Origin of the sequence: Micromonospora sp. NPDC049044, assembly GCF_040649215.1 — a bacterium.
Taxonomy (GTDB): Bacteria; Actinomycetota; Actinomycetes; order Mycobacteriales; family Micromonosporaceae; genus Micromonospora.
In genome coordinates this window covers 18771-32761 of record NZ_JBEZFA010000039.1, presented here as the reverse complement: position 1 = coordinate 32761, position 13991 = coordinate 18771, and the positions used below count along the sequence as shown (strand labels likewise).

General features: G+C 71.7%; 16 protein-coding genes. 6 read left to right on the top strand and 10 right to left on the bottom strand.

All coding sequences use genetic code 11. The features are described 5' to 3' along the window. Window positions 1–5: 5 nt before the first annotated feature. From AB0B85_RS26775 to rsmD, 4 genes are all read right to left on the bottom strand, one after another. A complete protein-coding gene (locus AB0B85_RS26775) occupies window positions 6–569 on the bottom strand; it encodes a YceD family protein (protein ID WP_357411722.1) in 564 nt (187 codons plus the stop codon). Window positions 570–679: 110 nt separating this feature from the next. Next, on the bottom strand, window positions 680–1177 hold the full coding sequence (locus AB0B85_RS26770; protein ID WP_234590503.1) for a hypothetical protein: 498 nt from the start codon (window positions 1175–1177) through the stop codon (window positions 680–682). 215 nt (window positions 1178–1392) lie between these two features. Further along, the gene (gene coaD, locus AB0B85_RS26765) at window positions 1393–1875 is read right to left on the bottom strand and encodes a pantetheine-phosphate adenylyltransferase (RefSeq protein WP_357411721.1); all 483 of its coding nucleotides are present in this window, start codon (window positions 1873–1875) and stop codon (window positions 1393–1395) included. Next, complete coding sequence (rsmD, locus tag AB0B85_RS26760) at window positions 1872–2435, bottom strand: 16S rRNA (guanine(966)-N(2))-methyltransferase RsmD (protein WP_357411720.1); 564 nt, start codon at window positions 2433–2435, stop codon at window positions 1872–1874. The genes coaD and rsmD overlap by 4 nt, the downstream gene beginning before the upstream one ends. Before the next feature lie 431 nt (window positions 2436–2866). Between rsmD and AB0B85_RS26755 the strand changes: the two genes are divergently transcribed. Then, window positions 2867–3895 (top strand): LPXTG cell wall anchor domain-containing protein, encoded by a 1029-nt coding sequence (locus AB0B85_RS26755; RefSeq protein WP_357411719.1) that lies wholly within the window; start codon window positions 2867–2869, stop codon window positions 3893–3895. 171 nt (window positions 3896–4066) lie between these two features. Here the strand turns inward: AB0B85_RS26755 and recG are convergent, their stop codons facing one another. Both recG and AB0B85_RS26745 read right to left on the bottom strand, forming a co-directional pair. Then, window positions 4067–6265, bottom strand: coding sequence for an ATP-dependent DNA helicase RecG (gene recG, locus AB0B85_RS26750; RefSeq protein WP_357411718.1), 2199 nt, complete (start codon window positions 6263–6265; stop codon window positions 4067–4069). After that, window positions 6262–7875 (bottom strand): DAK2 domain-containing protein, encoded by a 1614-nt coding sequence (locus tag AB0B85_RS26745; protein ID WP_357411717.1) that lies wholly within the window; start codon window positions 7873–7875, stop codon window positions 6262–6264. The genes recG and AB0B85_RS26745 overlap by 4 nt, the downstream gene beginning before the upstream one ends. A gap of 301 nt (window positions 7876–8176) precedes the next feature. Here AB0B85_RS26745 and rpmB point away from each other — a divergent pair, with 301 nt between their 5' ends. Continuing rightward, window positions 8177–8368: a 50S ribosomal protein L28 gene (gene rpmB, locus AB0B85_RS26740; RefSeq protein ID WP_091671657.1), complete on the top strand. Its 192-nt coding sequence runs from the start codon at window positions 8177–8179 to the stop codon at window positions 8366–8368. An 87-nt stretch (window positions 8369–8455) separates the two neighbouring features. On the opposite strand, the gene AB0B85_RS26735 is transcribed toward rpmB, so the two are convergent. Both AB0B85_RS26735 and AB0B85_RS26730 read right to left on the bottom strand, forming a co-directional pair. After that, window positions 8456–8917 carry a GNAT family N-acetyltransferase gene (locus tag AB0B85_RS26735; RefSeq protein WP_357411716.1) on the bottom strand — a complete coding sequence of 154 codons (462 nt, stop codon included), beginning with the start codon at window positions 8915–8917 and terminating at the stop codon, window positions 8456–8458. Window positions 8918–8946: 29 nt separating this feature from the next. Further along, the gene (locus AB0B85_RS26730; RefSeq protein WP_357411715.1) at window positions 8947–9936 is read right to left on the bottom strand and encodes a thiamine-phosphate kinase; all 990 of its coding nucleotides are present in this window, start codon (window positions 9934–9936) and stop codon (window positions 8947–8949) included. Window positions 9937–10032: 96 nt separating this feature from the next. On the opposite strand from AB0B85_RS26730, the gene AB0B85_RS26725 reads away from it, so the two are divergent. Next, the gene (locus tag AB0B85_RS26725; protein WP_013284547.1) at window positions 10033–10266 is read left to right on the top strand and encodes an Lrp/AsnC ligand binding domain-containing protein; all 234 of its coding nucleotides are present in this window, start codon (window positions 10033–10035) and stop codon (window positions 10264–10266) included. Beyond that, entirely contained in the window at window positions 10267–10959 is a 693-nt protein-coding gene (locus AB0B85_RS26720) for a DUF3515 family protein (protein ID WP_357411714.1), read from the top strand. A gap of 45 nt (window positions 10960–11004) precedes the next feature. Here the strand turns inward: AB0B85_RS26720 and AB0B85_RS26715 are convergent, their stop codons facing one another. Continuing rightward, a complete protein-coding gene (locus AB0B85_RS26715; RefSeq protein ID WP_357411713.1) occupies window positions 11005–12105 on the bottom strand; it encodes a D-alanine--D-alanine ligase family protein in 1101 nt (366 codons plus the stop codon). Window positions 12106–12300: 195 nt separating this feature from the next. Next, a complete protein-coding gene (locus tag AB0B85_RS26710; RefSeq protein WP_357411712.1) occupies window positions 12301–12519 on the bottom strand; it encodes a hypothetical protein in 219 nt (72 codons plus the stop codon). A 276-nt stretch (window positions 12520–12795) separates the two neighbouring features. Between AB0B85_RS26710 and AB0B85_RS26705 the strand changes: the two genes are divergently transcribed. Next, a complete protein-coding gene (locus AB0B85_RS26705; protein WP_357411711.1) occupies window positions 12796–13641 on the top strand; it encodes a helix-turn-helix transcriptional regulator in 846 nt (281 codons plus the stop codon). 5 nt (window positions 13642–13646) lie between these two features. Continuing rightward, window positions 13647–13847, top strand: a complete 201-nt coding sequence (locus AB0B85_RS26700; RefSeq protein WP_357411710.1) for a DUF397 domain-containing protein — start codon at window positions 13647–13649, stop codon at window positions 13845–13847. Window positions 13848–13991: the final 144 nt, after the last annotated feature.

Genomic DNA, 13991 nt, shown 5'->3' with positions numbered 1-13991 from the left:
GGTTCTTACTCCTCTGTAACGGTCAGTTGCGACAGGCCCGCCCAACGCGGGTCGATCTGCTGGTGACTGTGGTCGGCCGGCAGATCGTCCCAGTGTGTCCCGCATTCGGGGCACAACCCTGGGCAGTCCTCCCGGCAGAGCGGGTTGGTCGGCAGCGTGAGCACCAACGCGTCCCGCAGCGCCGGCTCCAGGTCGATCAGATCGCCCTGCATCCGGCCCACCTCGTCCTCGTCGGTCGTGGCGTCCGTGGTGCTGTCCTCGTACGCGTACAGCTCCTGGATCGTCACGCCCATCGAGTCGTTGATCTCGCGCAGGCAACGGCCGCACTCACCCCGGACGGGACCGGTGATGGTCCCGGAGACGAGCACGCCCTCGGACACCGACTGCAACCTCAGATCGAGGTCGAGGTCCGCGCCCTCCGGCACGCCGATCAACTCCACACCGAGGTCCGCCGGTGCCGGCACGACCCGCTGGACCTCACGCAACGCGCCAGGGCGGCGCGGCAGGTCCCTCGTGTCGAGGACCAGCGGCGACCTGGGGTTGAGTGTTGATGGCGAGTGCTTGGGCATAGTCAGACTCCGGCCGGTGAGAGGCCGACAAAAAAGGTTACCTGGGTGACCCCCGGACCGTCGAACCGGGGGCGACACCCGAGCGAGAATGTCGGCTGGTGAGGTGCCGCTCAGAAGGGTAGCGGGCGTTCCGCCTCATCCCCACCGAAGGTGCCGATCTCCCGCAGCGCGTGCATCTTGTCCCGGCCCCGCTCTATCGAGGCCAGGGCCCGGGTGAGGAACTGCTCGAAGTTGGCGAGCGCGGTGTCGACGTAGTCGTCGACCTCCTCCCTCAGGCGCTGGGCCTCGGCCCGGGCCTCGGCGATGATCCGCGCGCCCTCGTGCTCGGCCGACACGGTGATCTCGTTCACCGAGACCAGGCGGGCGTGTTCTGCCTCACCCTCACTGATGATCCGGTCCGCCTCGCGCTTGCCGGCGTCCATGATCTTGTCGCGTTCCTCCAGGAGCGCGGCGGCGCGACGCAGGTCAGCAGGGAGATCAGCACGCATCTCGTCGAGGGCGGCGATCATCTCACCCCGGTCGACCATGCAGTTGTTACGCGACATCGGGACGGAGCGGGCCTGCTCCACCATGGCGATCAGTTCGTCGATGCGATCGAGCGGGTCCACCGGTACCTCACTCCTGTCGTTCCTCGGCCGACCTCCATGATGCGGGCTACGGCCGTTCCCCGCGTCACCAATCATGTCGTGCTCGACCCACCCGGGCCCCATCCGCCCCAACCCGGCGCGTCGCGACATCGTCACCCGCCGCCACACCGCCCGACAATCTTCCGCAAAAGGGGTGCCTGAGCAACAAGCGGTGCCGGCTCGGCCGGGTGCAGCGGTCAGGGGCGGGGGCGCAGCCGAGCCTGCAGGGCCTCGCGGACCGGGTCCGGCACGTGGGCGGAGATGTCGCCGCCCCACTTCGCCACGTCCTTCACCAGGCTGGAGGAGAGGAACGAGTAGAGCGGGTTGGTCGGCATGAACAGCGTCTCGACGCCGGCCAGACCGATGTTCATCTGCGCCATCTGCAACTCGTAGTCGAAGTCGCTCACCGCCCGCAGGCCCTTGATCAGCACACTCGCCTGCTGGGCCCGGCAGAAGTCGACAAGCAACCCACGGAACGACTCGACCCGCACGTTCCCGTACGACGAGGTCACCTCGCGGAGCATGTCGATCCGCTCCTCGACGGTGAACAGACCACTCTTCGACTGGTTCACCAGGACGCCGACCACCACCTCGTCGAAGAGCCGACTGGCCCGCCCGATGATGTCGAGGTGTCCGTTGGTGACCGGGTCGAACGAACCGGGGCAGACCGCACGTCTCATGATCGGCGACCGTACCAAAGGGTGGTCTCGCCGTACCGGCGACTGCGGTCCGGGGTGATCCCCTCCACCCAGTCGAACTGCCTGGTGCGGCTGGACCGCTCCACCACCACCAGCGCGTCGGGCACCAGCCAGCCACCATCGACAAGCGTCGTCAGCAGCGCGGTGATCTCCGCGTCCGGCACCGCGTACGGCGGGTCGGCGAAGACCACGTCGTACGGCCCGCCGTCCGGACCGGCGGCCAGCACTGTCGCCACCTTCCCGGCGACCAGACGAACGGCCGGGCCGACGCGCAGGGTTGCCACGTTCTCCCGGATCACCCGGGCCGCCCGGGGGTCGGACTCGACGAGCAGGACGTGCCGGGCGCCCCGGGAGAGCGCCTCCAGCCCGACCGCGCCCGAGCCCGCGTACAGGTCGGCGAAGCGGGTGCCGTCGAGGTCGACCTCGGCCTGGACGGCGCTGAACAGCGCCTCCCGGACCCGGTCGGACGTGGGTCGGGTGCCGGCGCCGGCCGGCGCGGCGATCCGCCGCCCGCCGAGCGTCCCGGCCACGATCCGGGTCACCGTCTCCTCCTGCTCATGCCCGCGACGCTACGCGAGTCGACGCCAACCACGACCGACACCGCCGGTATCGCGAGGGCCGGGCAGCGCCCCAGGTGAGGTCTTGACGTCGTCGGCCGCACCTGAAATGCCCCTGACCTCCCTCGCCGCCGTTCGGTCCATTGCGGATCCACCCATCGGTCATCGACGCTACACGTCCTCAGTGATCAGTCGAGCACCTTCCGTTCATCAAAGATCACGAATTCACTACATTGCCCTTAGGTAATGATGAGGACTCCCCTCATTGATGACCGGTCAGTACAGTCACCGTCTGTCCCCGCTTCGCGCGGGAACGCCCCCGCGTCGCGGACGTCCCGGTGAGCAGACGACCCACCCGGTCGCCCCGCCTCCCGACCTCCCGCCGCGATCCGTACCCCCCTCACCAGGAGCAGGCGTTGAACCTCCCCAAGTCTCCGATGCGGCGCGTCGCGGCCATCGCCGCAGGCGCGCTGATCGGCCTCACCGGCGCAGCGACCTTCGCCGGTCCGGCACTCGCGCACCACACGACCATCAGCGGCACCGCCTGCCTGACCACTAACGGCGTGCACCGCGTCGAGTGGAAGGTGGAGAACAGCGAGCGCGACCTCGAAGCCACCATCACCGAGGTGTGGACCCCCTCCGGCACCACCATCAACGGCATCGCCAAGGGCACCAAGATTGCCGCCAACGGCAAGGTTTCCGGCACTCAGCTCACCACCAAGGGCAAGGCCCTCGAGCTGAAGGTCACCGCCAAGTGGATCCGCAACGGCAAGCTGATCACCAACACCGCTTCCGGCACCGCGAAGCTGAGCAAGAACTGCACCACGCCGCCGACGGCCACGCCGACGCCGACGCCGACGAAGCCCACCCCCACGCCGACAGTGACGCCGAGCGCGACCCCGAGCGCGAGCGCGACCCCGTCTGCGACCCCGAGCGCGACGCCGACCACTCCGGTCCCGACCACTCCGGTCCCGACCAGCCCGGTGCCGACCACGCAGCCGAGCGAGCCGACCGGCCCGCTGGTGCCGGAGGAGCCCAACGCTCCGGTGTTCGAGATCGTCTTCGACTGTGACGCGCTTGTCATCACCGCCGACAACCCGGCCGACGGCGTCACCGAGACCGTCGTGCTGACCTCGGAGAAGAACGTCGTCAAGAAGCTCGAGCTGGTCCCGGGCAAGAAGACCGAGGTTTCCTTCGAGGCGTACGAGGGCCTGACCGTCACCCCGAGCGTCGAGGGTGAGCAGGCCGACCCGGCCGACGCTGTCAAGTGGGTCAAGCCGGCCGAGTGCACCCCGGGCCAGGGTGGCGGCGACAACGACGGGCCGGCGCTGCCGCTGACCGGTGCCGCGACCGGCGGGATCATCGCCGGCGCCGCGGTGCTGCTCGCCGCTGGTGCTGTCCTGTTCGTGATGGCGCGTCGTCGTAAGGTTCGCTTCACCGCCTGAGACAACACGCTCTAGCTGACAACTGAGGGCGCGTCGACCATCTGGTCGACGCGCCCTCAGCCATTGCGGGTGGACACCTGCCGGTCACCAGGTCAACGGGAAGGCCCGCGACGAACTCGCCGTCGCCCAACCCACCTCGTCACCGGGGCACAGCCACGGGTGGCGGACGCCTCAGCCCTTCTCCAGGTATTCGGCGCGGTCCTCGTCGACGAGCGCGGCGACCGAGGCGGCCAGCGCCGGGTTGCCGCTCAGGTCCGGGTCCTGCTCGATCAGGGTGATCGCCTCGGCGCGGGCGTCGCGGATCAGGTCCGCGTCGCGGCGCAGCGACAGCAGGCGCAGATGGGAGCGGTGCCCGGACTGGGTGGCACCCAGCACGTCGCCCTCGCGGCGCTGCTCCAGATCCAGCTCGGCGAGCTTGAAACCGTCGCTGGTGGACGCGACCGCGTCGAGCCGCTCCCGTGCCGACGAGCCCTCGGCGGCCTCGCTAACCAGCAGGCACAGCCCGGCGGCCGCGCCCCGGCCGACCCGGCCCCGCAACTGGTGCAGTTGGGAGACACCGAACCGGTCGGCGTCCAGCACGATCATCACCGTGGCGTTCGGCACGTCGACGCCGACCTCGATCACCGTGGTCGCCACCAGCACGTCCAGGTCACCGGCGGCGAAGGAACGCATCACCGCGTCCTTCTCGTCGGCCGGCAGGCGACCGTGCAGCACGCCGATCCGCAGCCCGTGCAACGGCCCCTCGGCCAGCAGCGGGGCCACCTCGGTCACCGCCAGCGGTGGGCGTCGACCGTTGTCGTCCTCGGGTGGCGGCTCCTCGTCGGACGTGGGACCGTCACCGATCCGGGGACACACCACGTACGCCTGGTGGCCGGCGGTCACCTCCTCACGCAGTCGACGCCAGGCCCGGTCCAGGTAGGCCGGTTTCTCGGCGGCGGGCACCACGTGCGAGGCGATCGGTGACCGCCCCCGGGGCAGTTGGGAGAGGGTGGAGACCTCCAGGTCGCCGTAGACGGTCATCGCCACAGTGCGCGGGATCGGGGTGGCCGTCATGACAAGCGTGTGCGGCGGCTGGTCGGCCTTGGCTCGCAGCGCGTCGCGTTGCTCGACGCCGAAGCGGTGCTGCTCGTCGACGACGACCAGGCCGAGGTCGGCGAAGTCGACGCCCTCGTAGAGCAGGGCGTGGGTGCCGAGCACGATGCCGGCGGCACCGCTGGCCACCTCGCCGAGCGCCCGCCGCCGCGCCGCCGCACCCAGCGAGCCGGTGACCAGCTCGACCCGGGTGGCGTGCTCGGCGGACCCCAGCTCACCGGCCCGCCCGAGCGGCCCGAGCAGGTCGAGCATGCCACGGTGGTGCTGGGCGGCCAGCACCTCGGTGGGTGCCAGCAGCGCGGCCTGCCCACCCGCGTCGACCACCTGGAGCATCGCCCGCAACGCCACCACCGTCTTGCCCGAACCCACCTCACCCTGCAACAACCTGTGCATCGGGTGCGGGGTGGCCAGATCCCCGGCGATCTCCACGCCGACGTCGCGTTGACCCGCCGTCAGCTCGTACGGCAGTCGGGCGTCGAAGGCGTCGAGCAGCCCGCCGGGGCGGGGCGGGCGGGGCCGGGCCGGCCAGTCGGCCGCCCGGTGCTTGCGCTGCACGAGCGTCAGCTGGACGGCGAACGCCTCGTCCCACTTGAGCCGCCGCCGCGCCCGGTACAGCGCCTCCTTGCTGGTCGGCCGGTGGATCTCGGTCAACGCGGTGCCCAGCCCGACCAGCTTGCGGCTGGCCCGCACGTCATCCGGCAGCGGATCGTCGGGCGGGGTGAACGTGTCGAGCACGACCCGCACACAACGCGCGATCACCCAGGTCGGCACTGCCGCGGCGGCCGGGTAGACCGGGATCAGCGCACCGGCGAACTCCTCGATCTCGTCGTTGGCCGCCGCCTCGCCGTCACCACCCTCGCCGAGCAGGACGTACTCCGGGCCGTTGAGCTGCCGTTTGCCCCGGAACTCGGTGACCTTGCCGGCGAACAGCCCCCACCGGCCGGGGCGCAGCTCCCGCTCGCGCCACGCCTGGTTGCCGAAGAAGGTAAGCGTCAGCAGCCCACCTGAGCCGTCGCCGACTGTCACCTCCAGCAGGTTGCCCCGTCGCTGCCGCATCGGGCGCACGGCGGTGCGCTGCACCTGAGCCAGCACGGTGACCTGCTCGCCGACGTCGAGCGAACGGATGTCGGTGTGCTCGCCCCGCTCGTCGTAACGCCGCGGGAAGTGGTAGACCAGGTCACCCGCTGTGTGCAGGTCGAGGTGCGCGGCCAGTGCCTTGGCTGTCTTGTCCCCGACCAGCTTCTTCAGCGCGGTGTCGACGGTGGCTGGTTCGCTCATTCGATCCCTACCAGGAGCGGATAAAACGGCTGGCCGCCCGGGTACGCGTGCACCTCGACGAACGGCCACCGTCGCGCGACGTGCGCGCGGACGGCATCGGTGAGCCCGGCCGGGGCGTCCACCCCGGACAGCAGGGTGACCATCTCACCACCGCCGCCGAGCATCCGGTCGACCACCGCGGCGCAGGTCTCGGTGAGGTCGGTGCCGATCAGGTGCACCTCCCCCTCGACGAGCGCCAGCACATCGCCCGGACGGCACGGGCCGGCCACGGTGAGCGCCTCCCGGCTGGCGTGACAGACCTCGGCGTACCGGCAGGCGCCGGCGGCCTCGGCCATCGCGATCACGTCGTCCTCGAAGCGGCGGTCGCCGTCGCGGACCGCGAGGGCGGCAAGCGCCTGCACCGGCGATCGGGTCGGCACCACGCTCACCCTGATGCCGTGCCGACGGGCCTCCCGGGCTGCCGCGCCCGCCACCGCCCCGGTGTTGGCGTCGTTGGGCAGGACCACCACCCGGGCCGCGCCGGTGCCGCGGATCGCGTCGAGCAACTCACCGGTGGACGGGTTGCCCGGCACCACTGTGGCGCCCTCCGCGGCGAACAACTCGGCGATGCCGCCGCCGGTGGCGACCACCACCGCGGCCCGGCCGTCCGACACCGGGCCGCGGGGCGTCTCGGGTTGGTCGGCGAACCGGGTGACCGAGATCCGGTACGGGCGGCCGGCGGCGACGCCCGCCTCGACAGCCGCGCCCACGTCGTTGACGTGCACGTGGACGTTCCAGGTGCCCTCCGGCTCCCGACCGTCGCCGACGACGACCAGCGAATCCCCCAGGGCGTCCAGTGCCTGGCGCATCCCGGCCACCGCCTCGGCCCGCGCGTCGAGCAGGAACTGCACCTCGTACGCGTACTCCTCGGAGCCGGTCTCCCGGGCGGCGGTGGCCGCCGGGCGGGCCGAGCGCGGGGTGGGTGCCGGCTGGCCGGTGCTCTCCCCGGTAAGCACCTCGACCAGGGCGTCGAGCAGCACGCAGAGCCCGCGCCCACCGGCGTCGACCACGCCCGCGCGGGCCAGCGCCGGCAACTGCTCCGGGGTGCGGGTGAGCGCGTCGGCCGCCGCCCGCGCCGCGACCCGGGCCACCGCCACCAGGTCGTCGCTGTCCGCCCGGTCGGCCGCGGCGGCGGCCGCCGCGACCACGGTGAGCACTGTGCCCTCGACCGGCCGGGCAACCGCTGTGTACGCGGCGGTGGTGCCGCACCGCAGCGCGGCGGCCAACTCCCGGCCGCGCACCGCCGGGGACGCGGCGACCTCGTCGGCGAACCCCCGCAGGATCTGCGACAGGATGACCCCGGAGTTGCCCCGCGCGCCGAGCAGCGCACCCTGGGCCATCAGCCGCAGCGCGTGCCCGTGCCCGGTCGGCCCGCTGTCGGGGAGAGTGTCCAGATCCATCGCGAGGGCCTGCTGGGCCGAGGTGAGGGTGAGCACCAGGTTGGTGCCGGTGTCGCCGTCGGGCACCGGATAGACGTTGAGCCTGTCGATCTCACCCTGGTGGCGCTTGAGTGCGGCCAGCCCACCCGCGCACCAGCGGCGCACCGCGGCGGCGTCGAGGGTGTCCAGCACGGCCAGAAGCCTACTGGCGCGCACCGACACGCGCCGGGCTCGTCCGGCGTGTCCGGTTGCGCCGCACGTGGCCGGCCCGCCCGCCCGGCCGCGACGGACGGGATCCGCCCGGCAGGTACAGTTGCCGCCGGAACCACCGCCGTCGCCTGGCCGGCCGCCCACCACCCACCTGCGGAGGGGCGGCTGATCACCGGGCCAGGGCGGTTGGTCACCTCGGCGGGGCATCGGGTAGGCTGACGCGGTTGCCCGTGCAGCACCTCGGCCGGCAACCTCATGAACGTTTCAATCCCAGGAGTATCCCGTGGCTAGCGTGTGCGACGTCTGTGGCAAGGGGCCGGGCTTCGGCCACAACGTGCCCTGGTCCAAGAAGAAGACCAACCGCCGCTGGAACCCGAACATCCAGTCGGTGCGCACCCCGGCCGGTGGCGGCAACACCAAGAAGCTGCAGGTCTGCACCTCGTGCATCAAGGCCGGCAAGGTCACCCGCGCCTGACGCGGCGGCACCCACCTTCTCGTACGACTCAGCCGGCGGACCTCCGGGTCCGCCGGCTCTGTCGTGCGCGCACCAACCCGTAGCCGGTCAGAGCGTACGGCCGAACGAGACGCAGCCCTCCGCGTCCTTGTAGAAGCCGAAGTTCGGGATCCGCTCGTAACCGGCGGAGCCGTACATGGCGATCGCCTCGGGCTGCTTGTCGCCGCACTCCAGGACCACCCGCTTGCGGCAGTGCTCGCGGGCCGAACGCTCGACGGCCGCCAGCACGGCACGGGCCACGCCCCGCCCACGTGCCGCCGGGGTCGTGTACATCCGCTTCAGCTCCGCGCAGTCCGTGCCGTGGCTGCGCCAGCCACCGCAGCCGACCGGCTCGCCGGCCAGATAGGCGACGAGGAACGCGCCGTCGGGCGGCTCGAACTCGGTAGCGTCGACCGGGGTGTCGTCGCCGGAGCCACCGTAGCGGGCGGCGAGGTCGGCAAGGGCGGCCTGGATCAACCGCTGCGCCACCGGTGCGTCGAACCGCACGGCTCGGATCTCAATCTCACTCACGGTATCCACAATACGACCGGCTCCGGGCCTCACCGGAAGTGGTCCCAGCCGGCAGGGCCGTCGTGGGGTGCGCCGTCGACAGTCACACCGCTACCGTCCGTGACCATCCCGATCGGCCGCCAGTCCGGCGGCAACACCACAGCGGGCGGGAACGTCGCGGCCAGCGCGTGGTCGTCGCCACCGGCGAGGATCCAGGTGTACGGGTCGACGCCGAGCGCCCGCGCCGCGTCGGCCATCTGCCGGGGCACCTCGAACGCGTCGCGGCGTACGTCGATCGCGACGCCGCTGGCCGCCGAGACGTGCCCGAGGTCGGCGAGCAGGCCGTCCGACACGTCGATCATCGAGGTGGCGCCGAGCCGGGCGGCCTGCGGGCCGGCCGGATAGGGCACCTGCGGCCGACGGTACGCCTCGACGAGTAGCCGGGGAGTGCGGAAGCCCCGGGTGAGCACTGTGAGCCCGGCTGCCGCGTACCCGGTGCGCCCGGCCAGGGCCAGCACGTCCCCCGGTCGGGCACCGGAGCGCAGCACCGGCGGGCGGCCCGCGAGGTCGCCGATCGCGGTGACCGCGACGGTAAGGGTGGGACTTGCCGACATGTCGCCGCCGACGACGCTCGCGCCGACAGTGGCCGCCTCGGCGGAGAGCCCGTCGGCCAACTCCTCCGCCCAGCCGGTGTCCAGGTCCGCCGGCATGCAGAGGGCGACCAGCAGGGCGGTCGGCGTGGCTCCCATCGCCGCGATGTCGGCCAGGTTGGCCGCCGCCGCCCGGTGCCCGACGTCGCGGGCGGAGGACCAGTCCCGCCGGAAGTGCCGTCCGTCGACGAGCACGTCGGTGGAGGCCGCCACCCGTCCGTCCGGCGCGGCCACCACCGCCGCGTCGTCGCCCGGACCGAGCAGGGTCGCCGGTCCGTAGGTGAGCCGGGCGGTGATCCTCCCGATCAGCCCGAACTCCCCGATCCCGGACACGCTGGCACCGCCGCCGGCGTTCCGCCCGTGCTGCCCGGCTCCGCCGTTCTCGCTCACCGCTGCTCCTTGACCACCGATAGGGATCAGACCTGGTCCGTAAGGTAGTTTCACCCTTCGGGCCGCTCCCGGGCGGCGACGGACGGAGGTCTAGTCGTGGTACAGGCGTACATCCTCATCCAGACCGAGGTGGGCCGGGCACGTGACGTGGCGGGTCTCATCGCGGACCTCGCCGGCGTGGTGCGCGTCGACGCCGTCACCGGGCCGTACGACGTGGTCGTCCTCACCGAGGCGAACACCGTCGACGAACTCGGCAAACTCATTGTCAGCAAGGTGCAGATGGTGCCCGGCATCACCCGCACCCTCACCTGTTCGGTGGTGCGGCTGTAGGTGGACGAGATGACGAACTCCTCCGCTGCTCTGAACGACGACGGGGCGCGCGACGGGTCCGACGCGACACCTGAGCCGGCTGACGGTATCGGTGCGGCGGCCGACCCGGCCGCCGCCGCGCCGGCCGGACGGGACCGGACCATCCGCGGTGCCGCCCTGCTGGCCACGTTGATCGCGCTGCCGATCACGCTGCTGGTGGCCGTGTTGGCCTTCACCAAACTCACCCCGGACGCGCCGGCCGCCGCGCCGTCGCCGTCCGCGACCACCGCCCGGGTGCAGTCCACCGCCCCGGTGGAGATGGCCGCCCCGGCGCTGGCCGCCCGCCCGGCCACTGTCTGCCGGGCCCTGCTCTCCCAGCTGCCGACGAGCATCCGCGACCTGGCCCAGCGGCCGGTCACCGCCGGCCCGGAGCAGAACGCGGCGTACGGCGACCCCGCGCTCACAGTGGCCTGCGGCGGCACCGAGCCGACCTTCCCCGCCACCGACGAGGTCTGGACGGTCAACCGGGTCTGCTGGCACCTGGCCGAGCAGGGCGAGCAGACGGTGCTCACCACTGTCGACCGGGAGACGTCGATCGAGGTGCGGGTCCCGCGGGCGTACGCGCAGCCGTTGCAGTGGGTGCCGTCGATCTCCAGCACGATAGTGGCGAGCGTGCCCTCCGGCGGTGCCATCCCGTCCGGCTGCCAACGCTGAGCTGGCCCCCCACGCCGACTGAACCGCGCGGGGGGACCGGGTGGCTCAGTGCAGGCCGACGCCGCGCCGTTGGGCGGTCCGGATCAGCCGGTTGACAAGCTTCGGGTACTCCAGGCCGGAGGCCGCCCACATCCGGGGGAACATCGACGTCGGGGTGAACCCGGGCATCGTGTTGATCTCGTTGAGATAGACGTCCAGCTCGGGGGTGACGAAGAAGTCGGCCCGGGCCAGACCGGCGCAGTCAAGCGCGGTGAACGCGCGAACCGCGTACTCCTGCACCTGGCGGGTCACCCGCTCGGGCAGGTTGGCCGGCAGGTCGTACTCGCAGGAGTCGTCGAGGTACTTGGCCTCGAAGTCGTAGAAGTCGTGGTCCGCGACGACCCGCACCTCGGCCAGGACGGACGCCTCGGGCGTGCCGCCGGCCTCACCCTCCAGCACGCCGCACTCGATCTCGCGGCCGACGATCGCGGCCTCGATGATGACCTTCGGGTCGAACTGCCGGGCGGCGGCGACAGCGGCGTCCAGGTCGGCCCAGTCGGTGACCTTGCTGACGCCGAACGACGACCCGGCCCGGGACGGCTTGACGAAGACCGGCAGGCCGAGCCGCTCCTTGTCCTGCTCGCTGAGGGTCATCCCGTTGCGCAGCACGGCGTACGTGCCGACCGGAATGCCCTCGACGGCGCAGAGCTTCTTGGTGAACTCCTTGTCCATGGCGGCGGCGGAGGCGAAGACGTTCGCCCCGACGTAGGGGATGCCGGCCATCTCCAGCATTCCCTGGATGGTGCCGTCCTCGCCGTACGCGCCGTGCAGCACCGGGAAGACCACGTCGACGTCGGCAAGCACCCGGGGCCCCTCGGTCGGGTCGAGCACCATCAGACCGTTACCGGTGGGGTCGGCGCGCAGCACGACGTCGTCGCCGGAGTCGGCGGTGATCTCCGGCAGCTGCCGGGCCTCGATCGCGAGCTGGGCCGGGTCTCCGCTGGTCAGCACCCACTGGCCGGCCCGGGTGATGCCGACGGGCACCACCTCGAACTCGTCCGGGTCGAGTGCGCCGAACACGCTGCCGGCGCTGACGCAGGAGATGCCGTGTTCCGGGCTGCGGCCGCCGAAGACGATCGCCACACGGGTTTTGCCTGGGGTGGTCACTCCGGTCACCTCTTCGTACGCGACTGCGGCTGGTCGTGCTCGCCGGTGGCGCTCACCCGGTTGACCTTACTGTGCGTGGCCACGGGGCGAGGCGATACCCGGCGAGCCGCGGCGCGACACGTCGATCGGTCATCAGAGGATATACGGTGCGTGACGGGACTATTGCCACGTGAGGGACGGGCAGCCGGTGCGGGATCAGTCCCGAGCGTGCCGACGGCCGACCGCGATGACCTTCACCCGTTGCCGACCTGCGCGCACCATGCCGAGCGCCATGAACGCTCCGGCGATCCGGTCGGCGGCCTCCCGGGTGTTGGCGCCGACCACCTGCCGTCGCCGCTCGGGCACGGTCCGCTCGTCGCGGTCGACACCCTCGACCGGACGCACGTCGGTGAGCACCACCAGGAAGCGGGTCACCGGGGACCGACCGGTTGTGCAGCGCAGGGCTCCGGACCGGTACGCACGTCGTCGCCTCCTTCCGGCGGGCGGGATGGCGCGGCACGCGACGATCGGGCACGGGGGAGAAACCCGATCGCCGCGCGCCCCATCCCTCCGGTCGCTCACCACCACCGTCGCCACGACAACCGGCGGTGAGGACGCGCTAACAGATTGACACGTTCACAGCCGTGAATGCAACTCTCATCGACGTTCTCTCATGCAGACGTTCCCAGAGATGTGTGCGACCATCGATGTATGGCCCCGAAGACAGCCCGTGCCCGCCGGCTCGGCATCGCCCTGCGCCACCACCGGGAGGCGGCCGGCCTGACGCTGGAAACCGCCGCGGATGAGATCAACAGCACCCGCAGCACCCTCTCCCGGTACGAGAACGCCCAGACCCTGATCACCCCGGCCACCGTGCGCGCGCTGCTCACGTCGTACGGGGTAAGTGCCGAGGAGGTGGCGGCGGCGGTGCAGCTCGCCAAGGACGCCCGCAAGCCGGGCTGGTGGGTGTCGTACTCGTACCTGCTGGATCCGCGCACCATCGACTTCATCGCGCTGGAGGCCGAGGCGACCGCCATCGCCAACTTCGAGCCCTCGGTGGTGCCCGGTCTGCTCCAGACCGCCGACTACATCCGTGGCGTGATGCGCGGCGGCCCGCACACCCTCGGCGACGACCTGGTGGAGCAGCGGGTCAAGATCCGACTAGATCGGCAACAACGGCTCACCGGCGAATCCCCGCCCATCCTCGACGCGATCATCGACGAGGGCGCGCTGTTGCGCCCGGTCGGCGACCAGTCGGTGATGGACGGCCAACTGCGGCACCTGGTCAAGATGGCCGAGTTGCCGAACATCACCGTTCAGGTGATCCCGCTCTCCGCCGGCTACCACCGGGGCACCCGAGGCTCGTTGCACATCCTCGAGTTCGCCGATCCCGAGGATCCGATCATCGCCTCGGTGGAGACCGTCGCCGGTCAGATGATCCTCGACCGCGCCGGCGAGACGCGGACCTGCACCAAGATCATGGAGCATCTCCGAAGCGTGGCGCTCAGCCCGGCCGACAGCCGCGGAATGCTCCTGACAGCCCTGAAGGGACGGTAAGACCGATGACACCGACGATCACAGCGGCCATGGCCGCGGCGGCGTGGCGCAAGAGCAGCCGCAGCGGCGACGAGGGCGCCTGCGTGGAGGTGGCCGCCATCGCGCGGCTGGTGGCCGTCCGCGACTCCAAGGACCCGTCCGGGCCGGCGCTGCTGTTCCCGCCGGCCGCCTGGGCCGCCTTCGCCCAGGCACCACCCCTGCGGTGACCGGGCGGCCGAGCCGCTGAGCTGACCGGCAAGGGCCAGCCACGGTGGCTGCCCACCGGGCCGGTGTGCTGGTGAGCGGTATGCCTCGGAGGTACGAACAATGGCCCCGAGGTGTGCCGCTCACCACCGCTTCCGCACCCACGG

Bases quoted from the DNA above. Each gene is read 5' to 3' on its own strand.
- AB0B85_RS26775 (WP_357411722.1), bottom strand. From the start codon at position 569: ATGCCCAAGCACTCGCCATCAACACTCAACCCCAGGTCGCCGCTGGTC.
- coaD (WP_357411721.1), bottom strand. From the start codon at position 1,875: ATGAGACGTGCGGTCTGCCCCGGTTCGTTCGACCCGGTCACCAACGGA.
- recG (WP_357411718.1), bottom strand. From the start codon at position 6,265: ATGAGCGAACCAGCCACCGTCGACACCGCGCTGAAGAAGCTGGTCGGG.
- AB0B85_RS26705 (WP_357411711.1), top strand. From the start codon at position 12,796: ATGGCCCCGAAGACAGCCCGTGCCCGCCGGCTCGGCATCGCCCTGCGC.
- AB0B85_RS26700 (WP_357411710.1), top strand. From the start codon at position 13,647: ATGACACCGACGATCACAGCGGCCATGGCCGCGGCGGCGTGGCGCAAG.